Here is a 19,540-nt window from a genome sequence, read left to right as displayed (position 1 = left end):
GTGGATATAAAAACGATTTCCCCTGATACCCTGGGGAGTACGATGCAAACTCCGCGAAACGCCGTCGGAAAGGCAGCCGGAGCAGAACCGGATGCCAAGACCAGGGCCGCTGCCCACAAGGTGGCAACCGAGTTTGAGGCGATGTTCGCGGGGATGATGGTCAAATCGATGCGTTCATCCAGCACTCCCGACAAGCTGACCGGCGGCGGCCATGGCGAAGAGGTATTCCAGTCGCTGCTGGACCAGGAGTATGCCTCTGCCATCGCCAAGCAGGGTGGGCTAGGCATCGCGAAAACCATTGAAAAGCAGCTTCTCGATGACGCCCGCAGGCATTTGCCGGCCACGGGAAGGCGCAATAACGGATCAACACCATAGTTTAGGAGATAACGGAAATGCCAAGCTGTCTGCCCCAGTTGGTAACGGCCCTGAACGGCAAGCGCGAAAAAATGGAGAATCTGCTGCTGCTGCTCAAGGATGAGCAAAAAAGCATCATTGAAGTGGATCTCGCCGGGCTTGAGAGCCTGGAATCGCGCAAGCGCGAACTCCTCGGGGCTATGGAGCGCGGCAACGCCGAATACCGGCTGCTGCTTAAAGAGGCAGCCAGGGAACTCAATCTTGAAAAGGTGGAAAATCTATCGCCCCTGATCAGTAAGAGCCCTGCGCCGTTCCGGGAAACACTGGGCAGACTCCAGTCGACACTCCTGGAAACCGGCGAATCACTCAACCGGATTCTGGATTTCAACCGCGAGCTGCTTGAAGGGTCGCTCAATCATGTCCGGGAGAATATGGCATTCTTCGATGCCATCATGAACCGGAGGAAGACCTACGGTGATTCTGGAACCATGGTCATGAACGGCAACAAGTCCAGGCTGGTCTGTAAGGAGATCTGACATGTCCATATCCGACATTTTCAACGCCGCAACTACCGGTATAACTTTGCAGCGGCTCGCCATAGAAGTCACCGGCGAAAATATCGCCAACGTCAATACCGAAGGTTATTCCCGGCAGAGAGTTATCCTGGAGACGGCACAGGTACGAGAGGTCGCCAACTATTCCCTTGGCACCGGGGTAAAGCTGGGGGCAATTCAACGCAGCTACGACGATCTGCTGCAAAAACAGATCATGGATGCCGGCAGCACCTACAACCAGAACCTTGCCCAACAGACCGCCCTCAATCAGATTGAGCCGCTCTTCAACGAATTGACTCAGGACGGACTTGGCAAGACAATTCAGGATTTCTTCGATTCCTGGCACGACCTTTCACTTAAGCCTCAAGGCACGGCCGAACGCCAGACTGTCCTTGCCCGCGCCCAGATCATGCTCGACGCCTTTCATCAGGCGAACGCGAGCCTGGAAAATGTCAAGACCAATGCCAATAGCTCGCTGGGGGCAATTACCGCCGACATCGCCGAAAAGGTCAAATCGATCGCGACTCTGAATGACCAGATACGGCTAGCAGAACTCTCTTCCGGAGCGAGCGCCAATGAGCTCAGGGATCAGCGAGACCTGACGATCCGCCAGTTATCCGAAAAAGTAGGCATTACCTATTTCGAGGAACAGGACGGCAGCCTGTCGGTCAACCTGGTCAACGGCCAGCAGCTGGTGAACGGCAGCAGTTACGGCACCCTTTACACCTATCCAAATGCCAGCGGTCTCAACGACATCTTCATAACCCAGATGGGTAACCCTCCCGCCGCGCCTGATCACAACCTGGACCGAAACATAACAAGGCTGGTTGATGGTACGGTAGGGAGCCAGGGAGAGCTTGGTGGGACATTCCTGGTCAGGGATGGCATAGTGCCGGACATGCAGGGCAAGCTGGACGAGCTTGCCTATAAGATCGCCAGCCAGGTAAACGAATTCCACCGCAGCGGGTGGGGCCTCTCGACAACCTCGACCAACCTCGATTTTTTCCAGGTAACCCCGTTCAACCCTGCAACATTGAATGGCGACACGACACTGAACAGCAATATTATTGCCAATATCCAGACAACCGGATTGCGGACCGGAATGTCGGTCAGCGGAGCGGGCATCCCTGCAAATGCAACCATTACCGAGATCCTGAACCCGACGAGCTTTAAAATCTCTGCTCCGGCAACCGCGACCGGAGCTGCTTCCCCCCTTACCATCGGCGGCGGTTACAGCAAGCCGACAGCTATTGTCATGAATATCACCGATCCCCGGGATGTGGCGGCAGGTCTGGCGACCAATCCACCGTTCTTTGGGGCCGGTGATGCTACGGGAGATAACAGGAACGCCCTCAGGATTGCCCAGCTGATGAACAGCTCAAGCGAGTTTTCGGTCGGCAATACTACCATAGCCGGATATTATTCTGCCCTTGTCAGCCAGGTGGGGCTTGAGACGCAGAGCCTTACCAATGTTTCGACCAGGGGAGAGGCATTCCTCAGGCAGTTGAAAACGCTCAGGGACTCCGGCGCTTCGGTGTCGCTTGATGAGGAGCTTACCAATATGATCAAGTACCAGAAGGCATTCGAGGGGTCCGCCAAGATGATTACCACTGCTACGGAAATGTTGGACATAGTCCTCAATTTGGTCCGTTAGGGAGCTTTGCCATGCGAATAACCCAGAATATGTCGGCTGACAATGCCCTGTACAATATTCAAAAGGGGCGGGCCAAACTAGATCGCCTGCAGGCGCAGATCGCTTCTGAACTGAACTATTTGAGCCCCAGCGATGACCCGATTTCAACCAGATACATACTTGATCTGGAAAATAAGATCAAAGAGAGCACCCAGTATGTGAAGAATATCCAGAATGCGAACATCTGGGTTTCCGTTACCGACCAGACCCTGACCGCAATGAGTGGTGTCCTCACCCAGGCCAAGTCGACGGTATCGAACATTCTCGGCGGCAGTAACGACCCCTCCTTGACCAAAATGGCGATAGGCCAGCTCACGGAGTTGAAAAAGCAACTGATCGACCTAGGCAATACGCAGGTGGGTGACGATTACATCTTCGGCGGATTCAAGAACAAGTATCCGCCGTTCAGGAATGATGTCTGGACGTTGCAGGGGGATACGGCGGTTGGTGCCACGGCTGTCGCCAACGTCGATACGACGAGCCTCATGGTCGGGATGCCGGTTACTGGCACCGGCATTCCGCCAAATACTACCATAACGGCGATAAACGGCCCGAACTCTCTTACCCTCTCGCAGGCGGCAGTTGCCGGCGCCGGTGTCGGCACATTCATGACGTTCGGTATGGACACTCAGGTGACCGGCGATACTCTGACCGGCAGCACCACTATCAAAAATGTCTATAATGCGAGTAACCTCTCCGTCGGCATGAAGATCAGCGGTGCCGGGATTCCTCAGGACACCACCATTACTGCCATTTCTGCCGATTCAGGCACTATCACCATTTCCAATGCGGCGACTGCCACGGCGGCGGATACCGTATTTTCGTACGCGATTCCCAACAGTATCTCCGGAAAGACCAATGCCAATAATGCCACGGTCCGCAACATCTTTGACACGAGCGGTCTGCAGCCGGGGATGTCGGTAAGCGGCCCCGGCATACCGGAAAATACGTCAATACTGTCGGTGGATTCCAAGAACCAGATTACCCTCAGCAATGTGTCGCTTCAGACCATCGACGGCGTCATGCTGACATTCGGCAACAACGGTACTATTGCCGGTACCGTAACCGGTAATACCACCTCCGGGAGCACCACCATTGCCAATGTGCCGACTGCCAACCTGGCGTTGGGGATGCCGATCGACGGTGCTTCGCTGCAGGACGGCACTGTGATCGGTGCAATCGCCCCTGCTGTCGGGCCGGTTACCGGCGATGTGATCGCCGGAACCAGCACGATTGGCAATATTGACACAACCGGTCTTGTGGTAGGAATGCCGTTCAGCGGGACCGGTATCCCTCCCGGGGCCGTTGTGACCGATATAGTTGGTGCCGGTCCCGGCAGCACAATAACATTCGATACCATTCCATCTGGCGGAACCGCAACTGCAACCGCAACGGTAAATGATCTGCAGTTCCAGAGCCTGGTGACAATTTCCAAGCCGGCCACAGGGTCGGCTGTGGGCGCTAATCTCTCTATTCCTCTTTCGGGCGACATCACCAACGGCAGTGTCACCGTAAGCAACCTGTTTGATACCTCTACCATGGCCAATGGTATGACCATCACCGGCCCGGGCATTCCTTCGGGGACAACGATCACGATTGTCGACGCTCATACTGTCACCCTTTCCCAACCCGCGACCGCAAGCGCAACAGGGAGCCCGTTGACCGTAAAATTTTCGGGGAATACCGTGGCCGGCAGTGCTACCGTTTCCTTTGGAAATATTTTTGACATGTCTTCGCTTTCGCTCGGGATGCCGATCACTGGCGCGGGAATCCCGGCTGATACGACCATAACGGCCATCGATCCCCTTACGCATCAGATCACACTCTCCAACGCGGCAACCGCAACCGGCACCGAGGTTCTTCTCGACCGGGCTATCGCCGGGAATACGCAAGCGCAAAGCAAGGTGCTTACCGGGCTTTTCTCCACGGCAAGCCTGCTCGTCGGAATGCCGGTAAGGGGCACCGGGATTCCGGATAATACGGTAATTACCTCCATTAACTCGCCGACCTCGATCAGTATCTCCAATGCGTCAACAGCAACCGCAAACGGAGTATCGCTGTCATTCGACAGGGATTACACCGGATTTTTCGGCACCGACGATCAGCTGAACGTGGATATCGACCGGGGGGTTGTCTTTTGGCATGAACCTGTCCGGCGGGAAACTGCTGCGCGGGGAGTTGCAGAACCCGGCTCCGCCACCAACCCAGGTAGGCATAGATATAATCAGGACATTGGACAACCTGATCACCGCAATAGCCAGCAATGACTCGGCATCGATTCTCAAGGGTGTTAACGATCTCAAGCTTTCCAACGACCAGATGAACGATGCCATGGCAGAAGTGGCGGGCAAACTGTTGCGCCTTGATTCAGCGGAAAAGATGCACGTTCGTACGGAAAACACCTTGAAAGATCTGATATCACAGCGGCAGGATCTTGACCTGACAAAGGCTGCTGTGGAAATGAACAAGGAAAAGACCGCGTTCGAGGCAGCGCTTTCTTCTACGGCAAAAATAACCCAGATCTCGCTGCTGGATTATTTAAGGTAAATATCGATGATCAAGCTTACTCGACTCAACGGTAGCCAGTTTTATCTGAACCCGTCTCTTATCGAGACGATAGAAGAGGCGCCTGATACGCATCTGACGCTATCCAACGGGAACCGTTACCTGGTGCTGGAGCCGGCACGGGTGATAATCGATCGGATCATGAGCCTGCAGGCCAGGATTCTCAGACGCGCATCGCATTCCGCGGAACAGAAGTATCTTCTGCGGCGAAATGCGGAAAACTATCGGCCTTATTGCCGGTTGGACGAGGAATAATATCACCAATATACTCCCGGGATAACTGAGACAACTTATGGATATTGCAACAATAATCGGGCTTTTGCTCGGATTCGGCGGGATCGTTGGCGGGGCGCTTGAAGAGGGATTGAGTCTGAAAGCACTCCTGCAACCAACAGCAGCGATCATAGTTTTGGGGGGCACATTCGGTGCCGCATTTATCAGTTTTCCTTTGCCGGTTGTCCTTAAGGCGTTCAAGGATGTGAAAATGGCATTTCTCATGCCGACCGAAAAGCACGAAAATATCATCAAGGATATGATCGGATATGCGGCAAAGGCGCGACGGAACGGTCTTATCTCCCTGGAGCAGGAGGCGCAGTCAATAAAAGATCCGTTCACAAAAAAGGGGATCTCTCTTGTCGTTGACGGTATTGACCCGCAAAAGTTGAAAGAGGCGATGGAGATCGAAATCGAGTCTTACGAGGAACACGAAAAGGGAAGCGCCGAGTTCTTTGAGGCTGCCGGCGGCTATGCCCCGACCATCGGGATCATCGGTGCGGTCATGGGACTCATTGTCGTTATGAGCAACCTTTCTGATACCTCCAAGCTGGGCGCCGGTATTGCAGTTGCTTTCGTTGCCACCATTTATGGTCTTCTGACGGCCAACTTATTTTGCCTCCCGGTAGGGACCAAGATCAAACACAGGATAAAGAGCGAACTCCTTCGCCGCCAGATGGTCGTAGAAGGTCTCATCGCGATACAGAACGGCGAGAACCCGCACTTCATCGAACAGAAACTGCGGGCCTTCATCCCCGCCCATGTTCCGGAAAAGAAATAGCGACCCTCCATGGCCAGAAAGAAAAAACACGAAAAAGAACCGAACCATGAGCGATGGCTGGTATCGTACGCCGACTTCATCACCCTTTTGTTTGCGGTTTTTACGACCTTGTATGCGATGTCGCAGACCGACAAGAAAAAGGTGGAAGAGATTGTAGCCTCGATTCGCGAATCATTCGGTTACAGTACGGCCTCTCTGGGCGGCAAGCCCGCCGTTATAGATGCAGGCAATATCAGTATTATTCCCACCATTAAACCAAAGGTCATGCCCCCTCCGGCCAGAAAGCAGGCCAAAGATATCGCCAAAGGGCGCGTCCATGCCCAGGAGCAGGATCTACTGGCAATCAAGACGTCCATAGAGGCATATCTCCTGAAAAAAGGGGCGCAGGACAAGGTAAGTCTTTCCATCGGGAAACGGGGGCTGACGATAAGCCTGAAAGAGGCCGGCTTCTTCAATTCCGGAAGCGACATCGTCAAAAAAGACTCCATGGAGTTGCTGGCAATGATTGCCGAATCCCTTAGCCACTACACGAATCCGTATCGTGTCGAGGGGCACACGGACAATGTGCCGATAAGTTCCGGCAAATTCCGCTCTAACTGGGAGTTATCGACCAGCAGGGCGACGAACATAGTCCAATACCTGATCGAGGCATACGGCTACGAGCCGGAAAGGTTGTCCGCTGCCGGGTACGGAGAGTTCAGGTCTGTGGCTGACAACGCAACTGCGGAGGGGAGAGCAAAAAACCGCCGGGTGGATATTGTGCTGCTTTCAGGGGGCAGTGAAACTATGGAGCCTTGATTTTGCCAAGGGGCTTGTATCGCCGTTAGAGCTGGGCGCGAAGGGCATTGCGTTGCTCGTTGAAAATATAGTTGATGATGCTCTCACGGTCTCGTTCGGCAAGAAAGACGAATTTCATCGCGGTTGTAAATGCCGGACGGTTGTCAAGGTTCAACCGTATTTCGGTCGAGCGGATAATCGACACGACCGCGTCGATCACCTTGATCGATGCCATCGGCAGAAACAGGTTCATATTCAGATAGGCACCTGGGGAGTACTGCTCCGGAGCCTTAATCCTGAGTCCTCCGCCGCTGAGATTAACCCTGGTTGGCTCGATATCCGGGCCGCCGTCCCAATTGAGGATTTTTACACTCTCTTGATAAGGAACGGCTTTGGGCAGATCGGTGAACTCGCACATCATGCGGCGGGCCTTCCATATACCTTCCACGCTGCTGATCTGCTGGTCATCGGGCAATGAATAGCAGATGGGGATGAAGACATCCATCCTGAAATGTTCTCGCCGCTGCTGAATCTCAGGTTCCCCATGGAGCCTTATCGTGAAGTCTCTGCCGACGGTGGTGTCAAAGACCCCTTGGCAGCGGCAGAAGGCCCAGTTTTCACTGCTCAGTATTATTGCCGGCGCGCCTGCCGATACCTGGGAAAGTTGGACGGTGCTGCTGCCGAATGTCTCCAGGTGGAGAATGTCATCATTGATGGATATGATGACAGCGTTGAGGTCGATGACATTATTGTCCGCCAGGTGGAATCCAACCCTGACCTGGTGCTGTGGCCTCAGATAGACACTGTATGGTCCGGGGCTTTCAGTCAATGTAATGACACCTTTGGCGTATTGTTCATAAAAATGACTCGAAAGTTTATAATGGCCTGCAGCAAGCGCTAACGGGAGTTATCATAGTACGATAATCGCACTTTGCAAGTATAAATAGAAAATAAATCTATTATAAGAAAAAAGGACTAAAGTTTTCTCAAGAGACAGCCGATATAGTACCCAACGCTATATAAACGTGGTCCAGAGAAGTCTAACAAAAAGAAGGAGGTGAATTTACAAAGTAGTTAAAATTGTTGCACTCTGGTCATGTACACAGGCCTAGAAAAGGCCACCAAAGCCCGGCTAGAATAGCCGGAGCTAATCCAGAAAGGAGCAGTACTCATGGCACTCAACGATATTTCCTTGACCGCAGGCATGCGGTCCAACCTCATCTCCCTTCAAGGCACCACCAAGCTTCTCGACAGAACCCAGGAAAGACTCTCTTCCGGTAAAAAAGTCAACAGCGCACTCGACAACCCGACCAACTTCTTTGCGGCCCAGGCACACACCCAGCGCGCTGCCGACCTCTCCGTCCGTAAAGACGGTATGACCGAGGCCGTTCAGGGCGTACAGGCCGCCAACAAGGGGATTACCGGTATTACCGCTCTGATTGAAGCTGCCAAAGGTCTTACCCAGGCAGCCCGTTCGGCCGACACCACGAACCGGAACTCACTTGCCGGCCAGTTCAACACCGTTCTGACCCAGATTTCCCAGCTTGCCAGCGATTCCGGCTACAAAGGCAAGAACTTCCTGACCGGCGATTCGCTCAACGTCCTCTTCAATGAGAGCGGCGGTTCCGCCCTGACCATCAGCGGCTTCAGCGCAACATCCACTGGTCTTGGTATCACTGCCGTCACGATCGCTAGTTCCGCGACAGTGTCCGGTTCCACCACCATCTCGGCAACGGCAGCCGTGGCCATCCATACCGGTACGCTGAACACGACCTCGTTTACGGGCGTCGCAACCGGTACGAACTTCCTCGGCGTGCCTCTGGCTGCTGGCAATACGACCATTGCGTCTGCTAATACTGTCAGCGGCGGTGGCGGCACCGGTACTGGTGTTGCTACTGGCACAGCGTTTGTCTTCAGCTTGACCGGGATCTCGGGTGCAAACTCGGGTAACCCACTGTACTCCGGTGCAATCACGGTCAACAAGATTTATGCCAATGGCGTGGATGTGAGTACGCTCTTTACCGGCGGTACTTTCTCCGGAACATCGGAGGCTGTTGCCGGCCAGTATACCATGACGCTGAACACGGGCATTACCGGTCTTGCTGCGCTGGCCGGGTTTAACACGACAGGCCTCGTCATAAGCCTCGACGTAACCATTAATCAACGGACCTCCAGCGGTGCCGCTGTCACCAATCCGGTGAACAATGTATTTGATCTGAAAACCGGCGATATCGGTTCCGGTCTCAGCGTGCTATCCGGACAGTCCTGGACCGGACCGTCGGGAAGCGCGGTTTCCGGCAATAGTGTGAATGGCCTTGCCGTCTATATCGATGGCAACTACATGTCGCAGGCATCAGGCTGGAGCGTGAGCGGCGATTCCATCGTGTTTGGCGCCGGCATCGTGCCGCCGTCAGCAACCGTGACCTATGCCTACAATACCGGCTTCACCGCTGGCGGGGCATTGGTTTTTGGCGGGGCAACATCCGTTACCATCAATAACTGGAATGCCTCGACGATGTCAGTATCTGGCGTATCGTTGGGTGGCGCAGCCCTTACCAGCGGCCAGTACAGTGTATCAACCGGCGGCGTTTTAACCGTGGCAGCAGGCGTTATGAATAGCGGCTCAGCAGCGCTTTCGTACAACGTTACTACAACGGTAGCCGGTGGCTGGGATTCTGAGACCGGTATCGACACGGCAGTCAACCAGCTCGACTCCGCCCTGTCAACCCTTAGAACCCAGTCTGCCAACCTGGCATCCAACCTGAGCGTCGTCACCATCCGTCAGGACTTCACCGACGGTATGGTAAATACACTGCTCAAGGGCGCCGACAACCTGACCCTGGCAGACATGAACGAGGAAGGGGCTAACATGCTGATGCTGCAGACCAGGCAACAGCTGGGTACAACCTCCCTGAGCATGGCTTCTCAGGCAGCCCAGTCGGTCCTGAGACTGTTCTAACAACCTGACCGGATAAGCACCAGGGGCGGGGGCAGAACGCCCCCGCCCCGCCACTGAACCGCTCCCAGGTGCTTTCCGAAAAGGAGAATTGAACCATGACAATACAACCACCATCAAATGATCAGGCTGTATTGGCAATGGGGAACAGCATCAGACCTACACCGACGACACCCGATTCGCAGACTGAGGCCGGAACCAGAACCAGTACGGCAATGCAGCGCCAGCAACCAGCGGTGGAAGCTACCAGTGTGACTATTGCGGCACAGACTGGGAGAATCCAGGCGGAGCAGTCTGTCAACAGCACGGCGGCCAGAGGAGTGAGGGCGCTCGATCAGGCAAGCAAGCAGATCGACGCCATGAAACAGTCTCTTAACGCGATTATCAAGAACTATCCACCTTTCCTTCAGGGGAGCGAGGAGCGGATCAAGCTCCTGATGAGCTTCAATGAGATCCGGAAGCAGATAGAGGCACTTACCTACCCTCCTGAAATTACAGCGCAGTCTCTGCAAGCCCAGAAAATATGGAGTGATCTGTTCTCCGGTATGCAGATCCCGGCTCTTGCCGATCAGCCCACCAACGACGCAACCGATGCGCAGATAATTTCGACCATTAACACTCTTGATGCTGCGCAAAAGACAGTGAGCGACCGGAGGCAAACTCTGGCTGCATCGCTCCCGCAGCTTCCGATCTCGCCAAGCGCTGCCATATCTCTGAGCTCGACAGTCGGGGCGGCCTTGCAGCAGGGAGCTGTGCCGTTGACATCAGGTGGCGGGGGATACCTGAAGTCAGTTTAAAGTTTGCTCCGGCATGTAGCTTGCACTTATAGCCGCATGCCACTGAAAATTACCTTAAAACCCCACGAAAGACTGATTCTCGGAGGAGCTGTTGTTACCAATGGTAGCAGCAGCTCCTCTTTTACTATCGAGAATAATGTCCTGATTTTGCGCGAAAAAGACATCATCAGGGAGGAGGATGCTACCTCACCCTGTAAGCGGATCTATTTCATCGTGCAGCTCATGTACATTGACGAGAAAAATTTGACACGGTACCACAAAGCATACTGGGAAAATGTCAGGGAATTGACTGATGCCGTTAAAACCATGATCCCTTATGTCGATCAGATGAACGAACATATTATTTCATCAGAGTATTACAAGGCGCTTAAGACGGCGAAGAAGATGATCGCCTATGAAGAGGAGTTGATAAGACATGCAACAGGCCGGAGTTAATGCCTATATGGCAATGCAAAAAGAAGGTTTGAGCGGCAGGGACCTTGAGGCCGCGGTACTGAACCGTGCTGCCAATATGCTGCGTGAATGCCAGGAAAAATGGGGGCAGGAAGGGTTTGAAGCTCTTTTGGACCAGGCTGTTACATTTAATCAGAGAATCTGGAGCTTTTTTCAAGGTGAACTCTCTTCGCCGGATAATCCGCTGCCAAGGGAGATCCGGGAGAACATCCTGAGCCTCAGCGTTTTTGTCGACAGCAGGTTGATTGATGTGCTGATGAACCCAGCTCCAGAGTTGCTTAATGTTGTTATAAGCATCAATCAGAATCTGGCCGCTGGTTTGATGCAAAAGACAAAGCAGGATGACGCGCAAGACCAGGCAGTAAATCCGGGGGAACTCGTGGTTTCAGCATGACTGTTTGTGTCTGCATCGCATGTAAAGCGGCTGCAGTAACAAGCCGCTTTTTTGTTAGAACGCCGGCATGTCCGGAGAAATAAAGGCTCCAGGGGAATCGAGATGCATGTGAGGATATCCACAGTTGAGTTTGACGTTCCCAATACTCCTGCCGGGATCGATGAGATGTTTGCTCGCATAGACGAGACCATGAGAGATTTCCAGGTCTATTTCAGCCATCTGAAGGTAAATGACGAGGATTTGCCGGATTCCAGCCGCGAGCGGCTGGTTGAGATGCTGGACGACATCCGCGCTGTCGAGGCGGTGTTCCAGACTGCCGAGCAGTATCTCTTGCAGGTTGTCGGCATTATGGAACACTTTATAGAAAAGGTCGTTCCGGTGATGCAGACGGTGGCTGAAGAATTTTACAGCCATTACGACGACGATACCTGGGAGCGGTTCAATATTATTGTCACCGTATTTACCGAAATCGTGCAGACGATCCGAGGGCTGGTTTCCAACGCGGATTTCCAGGGTAAAGTGAGCCGCTTCGAGGAGCTGGGCGAAGGGATCGTGCATGAGCTTACCGTGCTGAACGAGGCGATTGCCGGCAATGATATGATCCATGCCGCTGATATCCTGTTGTATGAACTGACGCCGTTTGCGGAAAACTTGCTTGCGGCGCTTCTGGAACTTTCCAGGAGGGAGCGTAATGATATTAACTGACAACCTGAAGCTGTTGAAAACATTGAATCCGAACCTGCACGCGTTCATGAAGGCGGTAGGAGAGACCCTGGGCGAGTCGGATGTGATCCTGTCGCATGCACGCAACGGCGAGCAGACGTTGCAGGTCAGGAAGGGCAATTCGTACATTTCGCTTCATAGTGGCTATGATCCGCGCCGCGAAGCAGAGGCGTTCATCGGGACTATCTCCGAGGAAGAGGTCGAGAATTACAACCATGTCTTCTTTTATGGTGTTGGCTTGGGATACCATATCGAGGCGTTTCTGAAGCGCTTTCCCAATGTGTTCGTGACCCTGTTCGAGCCGAACAAGCAGGTATTTTACCGGTTTCTTTCGCGCTTCAAGATGGATACGATTCCTCGTCGCTATCTCAAAGGCATTTATGTCGCCGACAAGACTGAAGACCTTGAAGGATTTGCGGTTGATTTCATGAACCGCTTCAATGACTCCTATCTTTTTGTCACGCTTCCTGCTTATGAACGCGCATTCAGCGAGGAATTCAGCCGCTTCAAGAGTTATTTTACTGATTCCATACGATTGATCAGGGCGAACCGTGCCACTATTTTGACCTTTGAAAAGCGCTGGACCATCAACAGTATGATGAACTTCATCCCGACGCTGACTGACACCGATGTCTTCACTCTGGATGGGGCCAAGTTCGCCCGTAAACCGGCTATTCTGGTTGCTGCCGGCCCTTCGCTGGAGGATGAGCTGGAGAGCCTGCGGAAAATCCGAGATGAGGGAACAGCCTACATCTTCACTGTCGGCTCGGCGATCAAGGCGTTGGTCAATGCCGGTATCAAACCGCATGCTGCGGTCTCCATGGACCCTGACGTCGTTACCCAGTATACCTTCGCGGAAATCGTGGAGAAGGGGATCACCGACATACCGTTCATCTACGGGACCTCGGTCGGTTTCGAGGCCGTACGCGATTATCCGGGGCCGAAACTGTACATGACCATGGACCGGGATACGATCTCGCCGTATTTTACCCGGTATACCAATGGGGTTCCGCGACATATGGTGAACGACGCGCCCACCATTGCGATCACTACTCTGCAACTGCTGGCAAAGCTCGGTTTCGATCCGATCATTCTGGTTGGCCAGAACCTTGGGTTCCGTGGCAATCAATATTATGCCAAAGGGATTTCCTACGATGCCGAGGAGTTCAAGACCGACCACATGGCGCCGGAGCAGCAACTTGCCAGTGCGGAGGAGATTGAGGACGTCTATGGCGGCAAGATCCTCGCCAGCAGTCAGCTTATCATCTTCCGGAAATCGATGGAGAATCTTATTGCTGCCATTGGCTCATCCCGGCGGGTTATCAACACAACCCGGGGCGGCGCCGCCATTGCAGGGACATCGTTCATGCATCTGGACGAGCTTATGTCGCAGGAGCTGATGACGAAGGTCGTGTCTGACACATGGACCGAGCCGCACTCCGGCACTCTGGACCTCAAGTACCTGGAGAAGCAGAAAGAAAAAATGAACGCCTCGCGGGAAAGACTGCGGAAATACCTGGATCATGCGGAAAAGATCGCTATCCGGCTTTCCGAAGTGTTCACCTACCGCAAGGTCCGTGAAATAGAGCCGTTGCTGCAGGATCTCGACAAAACATTTCAACTGATCATCAAAAATGACTTTTTCAAGATGTTTCTTTCACCACTGAATGCCATGGAATCTTTGGTGTTTTCCAACTATCTTGCCTACATCCGGTCGACGACCGAGATCGGCGAGCGTGCCAGGAGGGTGGCGCGTGGTTTTGGATCCTTCATTATCGAATGCAAGCGCGATATCGCATTCATAACCGATCAGCTGTATCCGTTGGTGTGCCAGGCGATTGATGAGCGTGTCCAGGCGGATGCCACGGACGCACCCGCTGCAACTGAGGTACTGAACATGACGGAGGCCTGCAATGCTGAACGGTAAATCAATTCTTGTAACCGGTGGCACGGGGTCGTTCGGTAAGAAATTTGTGGAAATGACCTTGCAACGATTCCCGGGGGTCGAACGACTGGTTATCTATTCCCGGGACGAGCTGAAACAGTATGAGATGCAGCAGCAGTTCAATGATACGATGTATCCCCAGATCCGGTATTTCATCGGGGATGTGCGCGACCGGGACCGGCTGATCAGGGCGTTTGAAGGGATCGACACGGTTGTCCACGCCGCAGCGCTGAAGCAGGTGCCGGCTGCCGAGTACAACCCGTTCGAGGCGGTCAAAACCAATATTCTCGGAGCGCAGAACGTCATCGAGTCTGCCATTGCTACCGGTGTCAAACAGGTGGTTGCGCTCAGCACTGACAAGGCGGCCGCGCCGATCAATCTGTACGGCGCCACAAAACTCTGTTCCGACAAACTCTTCACTGCGGCCAACCTTTTTCGCGGCAAGCGCGATCTCAATTTTTCTGTTGTCAGGTATGGCAATGTCATGGGGAGCAGGGGGAGCGTTATCCCGGTTTTTTCTGAAAGAGCGGCAGAAAGGGTGCATCCCAATAACGGACGAGGCCATGACCCGCTTCAGTATTACGCTGGAGGAGGGGGTCAACCTGGTGTATTACGCCATTGAAAACATGTGGGGAGGGGAGATTTTCGTCCCGAAGATTCCGAGCTACCGCATTCTTGACCTTGCCGAAGCAATTGCCCCGCGTTGCGAGAAAAAGGTGGTGGGTATCAGGCCTGGCGAAAAGATCCACGAGGAGATGATTACTGAGACCGATGCCATCAATACAATAGAGTTCGAGAAGTATTTCGTGATTTTGCCATCCTATCCCCTCTGGCAGGTTGACGATTACGTGAAAGCGTTCAATGGACAGTTCTGCCCGCACGGCTTCCGCTATAACAGCGGGGAAAATACCGAATGGTTGTCAGTCGACGAAATTCGCCAGTTGATCGTCAGCCATCTCGATCCGGAGTTCACCTGCTAAATGACCCAGCCTGAGCGATATATACCGTACGGCCGCCAAACCATATCAGAAGAGGATATCCAGGCTGTTGTCGAGACACTGCGCTCTGACTGGCTGACCCAAGGGCCGGCAGTAGAGCGGTTTGAGAGAGTAGTCTCCGACTATTGCGGTGCGCAATATGGCGTTGCGGTGAACAGCGCCACGTCGGCACTTCATATTGCCTGTCTCGCAGCCGGATTAGGGGCTGGCGATACCTTGTGGACCTCACCAAATACGTTTGTCGCATCGGCCAACTGTGCCCTTTACTGTGGCGCTAAAGTCGACTTTGTGGATATCGACCCCCGAACGTACAACATGAGTATCGATGCGCTGCGAGAGAAACTCGTCAAGGCAGAACAGGCGGGATGTCTGCCCAAAGTTGTAATCCCGGTTCATTTTGCCGGGCAGTCGTGTGAAATGGAACAGATCGGGGAACTTGCCGGTAAATACGGTTTTACTGTTATCGAGGATGCATCCCATGCCATTGGCGGCGAATATCAAGGCGTGAAAGTGGGGAGTTGCCGGTATTCCCAGATGACGGCATTCAGTTTTCACCCAGTCAAAATAGTGACAACCGGCGAAGGTGGCATGGTTGCCACCAACAGCAAGAACCTCATGGAAAAGCTCTTGCGGCTGAGGAGCCACGGGATTACCCGCGATCCGGCACTCATGGACCGAGCGAGCCACGGGGGCTGGTATTATCAGCAAATTGAGCTGGGGTTCAATTACCGGATGACCGATATCCAGGCTGCCCTTGGCGTCAGCCAGATGGCACGGGTCGATGAGTTTGTGGCCTCCAGAAACCGTATCGCACAACGTTACAACAAAGAACTCGCCGGTCTCCCGTTGATTCTGCCGTGGCAGGCCCCTGACGCCGCTTCGGCCCTGCATCTTTATCCGGTATGCATAGATCCGAACAGGACGCATTTAACCAGAAAGTCAATTTTTGAAGCCCTTAGAGATGCGGGCATTGGGGTCAATGTTCACTACATACCGGTGCATACACAGCCTTACTACCGGAATCTGGGTTTTATTGAAGGGATGTTCCCGGAGTCGGAGCGGTACTACGCAGCTGCCTTGTCCCTTCCAATTTTCCATGGACTCGATGAAGCATCCCAGGACTATGTAATAAATCAACTGAAGGTTGCCTTTACATGAAATCATACGCAATAATTCCCGCACGTGGCGGCAGCAAGAGAATCCCCCGGAAAAATCTGAAAGAGTTTGCAGGAAAGCCGATCATTGCCCATTCGATTATTGCGGCCCTTGAAAGCGGCCTTTTCTCAAGGGTCGTAGTTTCTACCGATGATGATGAAATTGCGGCTGTTGCAAAAAAGTTCGGTGCAGAAATCCCGTTTATGCGTCCGCCTGAACTGGCTGACGACCATGCAGTTACCGATGCCGTTCTGATCCATGCTCTGGAATGGTTCAGGCAAAGGGATGAACTCCCGGATTATTTCTGTTGTATCTATGCCACAGCACCATTTGTCTCTACCGAGAATCTCCGGAGAGGTTTTGATCTCCTCCGGGAACAAGGTGCCGCAACGGCTTTTTCCGTTACCAGTTTTGCTTCGTCAATTTACAGAGCTCTTCGCATAAGTGAGACCGGCAGAATAGAGCCGATATGGCCGGAGAATGCAGAAAAACGGTCCCAGGACCTTCCCGATGCCTATTTTGACGTGGGGCAGTTCTATTGGGGGAACACATCTCTGTATCTTTCAGAAGGGCACCTCTACTCCTCGAATGCGGTGCCTGTGCCGATCCCACGCTATCTGGCGCAGGACATAGACACTCCGGAGGACTGGAAAACTGCGGAACTTATGTATCGGGCACTTTACGAAATCAGATGAAGGAGATATGGATGAGCAGCTTCAAGACAGAGCAGGAGGAATTCTGGGCAGGAAGTTTCGGTAATGAGTATGTAGACAGGAACCGAAGCGCACAACTGCTGGCCAGCAATGTAGCGTTTTTCTCAAAAATAATCCCCGTGACCGGGGGTGTTGCTTCTCTGGTTGAGTTCGGGGCAAATATCGGCATGAACTTGCATGCTGTTCGGACCCTGCTCCCCAATGTTGAGCTTGCTGCCGTTGAAATCAATCAGCAGGCTGCTGCTGAGCTGAAGAAGTTTGAGAACATAACGGTCTATGAACAATCGATCCTGGAATTCATGCCGGATCGGAAATGGGACTTCTCCTTGATCAAAGGGGTGCTGATTCATATCAATCCTGAGTGCCTGAAGCAGGTCTATGAAATACTCTACCAATCCAGCAACAGGTATATCTGTGTTGCCGAGTATTACAATCCGTCTCCGGTTGAAATCATGTATCGCGGCCATTCCGGCAAGCTCTTTAAAAGGGACTTTGCCGGCGAGATGCTGAAGATGTTCGGCGATTTAAGGCTGGTAGATTACGGGTTCGCTTACCACGGAGACAACCATTTTCCTCAGGATGACATTACCTGGTTTCTGCTGGAAAAAACAAAAGGGTAATTACCGGGAGGCCTGCCGCCATGCTGAAATATTGTGTCAGATGTGTAATGCCGCACACCAAGCCGGATCTTCATTTCGATGATGAGGGCGTCTGCAGTGCCTGCAGAAGCTTTGAGAAGCGTACCGATATAGACTGGGATGTTCGCCGGGCAGAACTCGTCACTATTCTTGATCGATATCGTTCAAAGGATGGCAGTTCCTGGGATTGTATCGTTCCTGTGAGCGGCGGCAAGGACAGTACGTACCAGGTTGTGCGGATGCTGCAGCTTGGGATGAACCCTCTTTGCGTCACTGCAACAACATGTGATCTTTCGGATATCGGCAGAAAGAACATTGAAAATATCAAAAGCCTGGGGGTTGATTATATAGAATTCTCCCCCAACAAGAAAGTGCGCGCCAAACTCAACCGGATCGGTCTTACCCAGGTCGGGGACATTTCATGGCCGGAGCATGTCGGGATTTTTACCATTCCGGTGAAGGCCGCGGTTCAGTTCGGGGTGCCGCTTATTGTCTGGGGAGAGAACTCCCAGAACGAGTACGGCGGACCGGCAGCAGCCAGTGAAAACAATGTATTGAACCGAAGATGGCTGGAGGAGTTTGGCGGCTTACTTGGAATGCGCGTATCTGACCTTGTGGGGATGGAGGGAATTGAGAGACGGCACCTGGTTCCCTACACCTATCCTTCTGATGATGAGCTGAAACAAGCTGGAGTGACCGGGATATTCCTCGGATACTACATACCATGGGATGGTTATTCCAATGCTCTGATCGCCCAAGCGAGCGGGTTTTCCACACTGAGTACCACCATTGAAGGGTCGATCGTCAATTATGAGAACCTGGACAACCATCAGACCGGCATTCACGACTATTTCAAGTTCCTGAAGTTCGGGTTTGGGAGAGCTACCGACATTGCCTGTCTCCATTTGCGTCGTGGTAGGATAACAAGGCAGGATGCCATGGAAATGGTTGCCCGACATGACGGGAAATTCCCTTGGGCTTACTTGGGCAAACCTTTGGAGCAGATCCTGGAGCCTCTTGACCTGTCGGTGGAAGAATTCGTCAAAATTTGCGATAGGTTTACCAACAAGAAGATTTTCAAGGTTAATGCCCGGAACGAACTGATCAAGGACCGGCACGGCAATCTGACCAAGATCAATTACGACAATAATGAGTAAGACACTAATCGTTGATTATGGCATGGGCAATCTCGGCTCCGTAAGGCGTGCCTTTGAGGAGTGCGGGGCAGACGTCTTCATATCTGGCAATCCGTCGGATATATCAGTGGCGGATCATATAGTGCTTCCGGGTGTCGGTGCCTTTGCCGACGGCATGACGGCGCTCAACGCCGCCGGTTGGGTAGATGCCCTCAGAAGGTCAACTACTGAAATGATCCCTCTGCTGGGGATTTGTCTTGGAATGCAGTTGCTGGCCGACAGGGGCTTCGAGGGTGGAGAAACCGAAGGCCTTGGCCTTATCCCTGGCGAGGTGCGGCGCCTGGAACCGGATTCAGCGGAGACACGCATCCCTCATGTCGGCTGGAACGAGGTGCATCCTAGATGCGCTAACCCTCTCTTTTCCGCTATTGCCGAAGGGACCGATTTTTACTTCGTGCACAGTTATCATTTCATTCCTCTTACTGCAGACGATATCGCAGCAACAACTCCATACTGTGGAACATTTGTGTCGGCACTGAATCGGGGAACCGTTTTCGGAACACAGTTTCATCCTGAAAAAAGCTCACGTGCAGGTTTCCAGGTAATAAGGAATTTTTTGGCACTCTGATAGGATA

20 protein-coding genes and 1 pseudogene are annotated in these 19,540 nt (G+C 53.1%); 20 read left to right on the top strand and 1 reads right to left on the bottom strand.

Annotated features, from left to right (window positions below):
* Genes OR1_RS09530 through OR1_RS09495 form a run of 8 tightly spaced genes read left to right on the top strand, consistent with a single transcriptional unit; the run spans position 1 to position 7,018 of the window.
* Positions 1 to 375: a rod-binding protein gene (locus OR1_RS09530; protein WP_370543344.1), complete on the top strand. Its 375-nt coding sequence runs from the start codon at positions 1 to 3 to the stop codon at positions 373 to 375.
* 17 nt (positions 376 to 392) lie between these two features.
* Entirely contained in the window at positions 393 to 890 is a 498-nt protein-coding gene (locus tag OR1_RS09525) for a flagellar protein FlgN (RefSeq protein ID WP_041971518.1), read from the top strand.
* Position 891: 1 nt separating this feature from the next.
* Positions 892 to 2,562 (top strand): flagellar hook-associated protein FlgK, encoded by a 1,671-nt coding sequence (flgK, locus tag OR1_RS09520; protein ID WP_041971517.1) that lies wholly within the window; start codon positions 892 to 894, stop codon positions 2,560 to 2,562.
* Between the two features lie 11 nt (positions 2,563 to 2,573).
* Complete coding sequence (locus OR1_RS22015) at positions 2,574 to 4,868, top strand: hypothetical protein (RefSeq protein WP_052440365.1); 2,295 nt, start codon at positions 2,574 to 2,576, stop codon at positions 4,866 to 4,868.
* Positions 4,834 to 5,148 (top strand): flagellin, encoded by a 315-nt coding sequence (locus tag OR1_RS09510; protein WP_052440364.1) that lies wholly within the window; start codon positions 4,834 to 4,836, stop codon positions 5,146 to 5,148. The genes OR1_RS22015 and OR1_RS09510 overlap by 35 nt, the downstream gene beginning before the upstream one ends.
* Positions 5,149 to 5,154: 6 nt before the next feature.
* Positions 5,155 to 5,421: a flagellar FlbD family protein gene (locus OR1_RS09505; protein WP_041971516.1), complete on the top strand. Its 267-nt coding sequence runs from the start codon at positions 5,155 to 5,157 to the stop codon at positions 5,419 to 5,421.
* Positions 5,422 to 5,458: 37 nt separating this feature from the next.
* On the top strand, positions 5,459 to 6,220 hold the full coding sequence (locus OR1_RS09500) for a flagellar motor protein (RefSeq protein WP_041971514.1): 762 nt from the start codon (positions 5,459 to 5,461) through the stop codon (positions 6,218 to 6,220).
* Between the two features lie 9 nt (positions 6,221 to 6,229).
* Positions 6,230 to 7,018 carry a flagellar motor protein MotB gene (locus tag OR1_RS09495; RefSeq protein ID WP_041971513.1) on the top strand — a complete coding sequence of 263 codons (789 nt, stop codon included), beginning with the start codon at positions 6,230 to 6,232 and terminating at the stop codon, positions 7,016 to 7,018.
* 25 nt (positions 7,019 to 7,043) lie between these two features.
* Here the strand turns inward: OR1_RS09495 and OR1_RS09490 are convergent, their stop codons facing one another.
* A complete protein-coding gene (locus OR1_RS09490; protein WP_041971512.1) occupies positions 7,044 to 7,826 on the bottom strand; it encodes a PilZ-like domain-containing protein in 783 nt (260 codons plus the stop codon).
* A gap of 342 nt (positions 7,827 to 8,168) precedes the next feature.
* Here OR1_RS09490 and OR1_RS23250 point away from each other — a divergent pair, with 342 nt between their 5' ends.
* The 12 genes and pseudogenes from OR1_RS23250 (at position 8,169) to hisH (ending at position 19,533) form a co-directional block, all read left to right on the top strand.
* On the top strand, positions 8,169 to 9,956 hold the full coding sequence (locus tag OR1_RS23250; RefSeq protein ID WP_052440363.1) for a flagellin: 1,788 nt from the start codon (positions 8,169 to 8,171) through the stop codon (positions 9,954 to 9,956).
* A gap of 95 nt (positions 9,957 to 10,051) precedes the next feature.
* Positions 10,052 to 10,750: a hypothetical protein gene (locus OR1_RS09475; RefSeq protein WP_041971511.1), complete on the top strand. Its 699-nt coding sequence runs from the start codon at positions 10,052 to 10,054 to the stop codon at positions 10,748 to 10,750.
* Between the two features lie 36 nt (positions 10,751 to 10,786).
* Positions 10,787 to 11,185 (top strand): flagellar biosynthesis repressor FlbT, encoded by a 399-nt coding sequence (locus tag OR1_RS09470; protein WP_041971510.1) that lies wholly within the window; start codon positions 10,787 to 10,789, stop codon positions 11,183 to 11,185.
* The gene (gene flaF / locus OR1_RS09465) at positions 11,166 to 11,597 is read left to right on the top strand and encodes a flagellar biosynthesis regulator FlaF (RefSeq protein ID WP_041971509.1); all 432 of its coding nucleotides are present in this window, start codon (positions 11,166 to 11,168) and stop codon (positions 11,595 to 11,597) included. Before OR1_RS09470 ends, flaF begins: the two co-directional genes overlap by 20 nt.
* A 102-nt stretch (positions 11,598 to 11,699) precedes the next feature.
* On the top strand, positions 11,700 to 12,302 hold the full coding sequence (locus tag OR1_RS09460; protein WP_041971508.1) for a hypothetical protein: 603 nt from the start codon (positions 11,700 to 11,702) through the stop codon (positions 12,300 to 12,302).
* On the top strand, positions 12,289 to 14,247 hold the full coding sequence (locus OR1_RS09455; RefSeq protein WP_041971507.1) for a motility associated factor glycosyltransferase family protein: 1,959 nt from the start codon (positions 12,289 to 12,291) through the stop codon (positions 14,245 to 14,247). Before OR1_RS09460 ends, OR1_RS09455 begins: the two co-directional genes overlap by 14 nt.
* A pseudogene (gene pseB / locus OR1_RS23245) lies at positions 14,234 to 15,245 on the top strand (UDP-N-acetylglucosamine 4,6-dehydratase (inverting)). The gene OR1_RS09455 and the pseudogene pseB overlap by 14 nt, the downstream one beginning before the upstream one ends.
* Positions 15,246 to 16,421, top strand: coding sequence for a UDP-4-amino-4,6-dideoxy-N-acetyl-beta-L-altrosamine transaminase (gene pseC / locus OR1_RS09445; protein ID WP_041971506.1), 1,176 nt, complete (start codon positions 15,246 to 15,248; stop codon positions 16,419 to 16,421).
* Positions 16,418 to 17,113, top strand: coding sequence for a pseudaminic acid cytidylyltransferase (pseF, locus tag OR1_RS09440; RefSeq protein ID WP_041971505.1), 696 nt, complete (start codon positions 16,418 to 16,420; stop codon positions 17,111 to 17,113). Before pseC ends, pseF begins: the two co-directional genes overlap by 4 nt.
* An 11-nt stretch (positions 17,114 to 17,124) precedes the next feature.
* A complete protein-coding gene (locus OR1_RS09435) occupies positions 17,125 to 17,751 on the top strand; it encodes a pseudaminic acid biosynthesis-associated methylase (protein ID WP_041971504.1) in 627 nt (208 codons plus the stop codon).
* A gap of 20 nt (positions 17,752 to 17,771) precedes the next feature.
* Complete coding sequence (locus OR1_RS09430) at positions 17,772 to 18,926, top strand: N-acetyl sugar amidotransferase (protein ID WP_082002887.1); 1,155 nt, start codon at positions 17,772 to 17,774, stop codon at positions 18,924 to 18,926.
* On the top strand, positions 18,919 to 19,533 hold the full coding sequence (gene hisH, locus OR1_RS09425; RefSeq protein ID WP_041971503.1) for an imidazole glycerol phosphate synthase subunit HisH: 615 nt from the start codon (positions 18,919 to 18,921) through the stop codon (positions 19,531 to 19,533). The genes OR1_RS09430 and hisH overlap by 8 nt, the downstream gene beginning before the upstream one ends.
* The last annotated feature ends 7 nt before the right edge of the window (positions 19,534 to 19,540 follow it).

Source organism: Geobacter sp. OR-1 (genome assembly GCF_000813145.1).
Classification (GTDB): domain Bacteria; phylum Desulfobacterota; class Desulfuromonadia; order Geobacterales; family DSM-12255; genus Geoanaerobacter.
The sequence above is the reverse complement of the archived record's forward strand: the minus strand, read 5'-3'. Positions and strand labels throughout refer to the sequence as shown.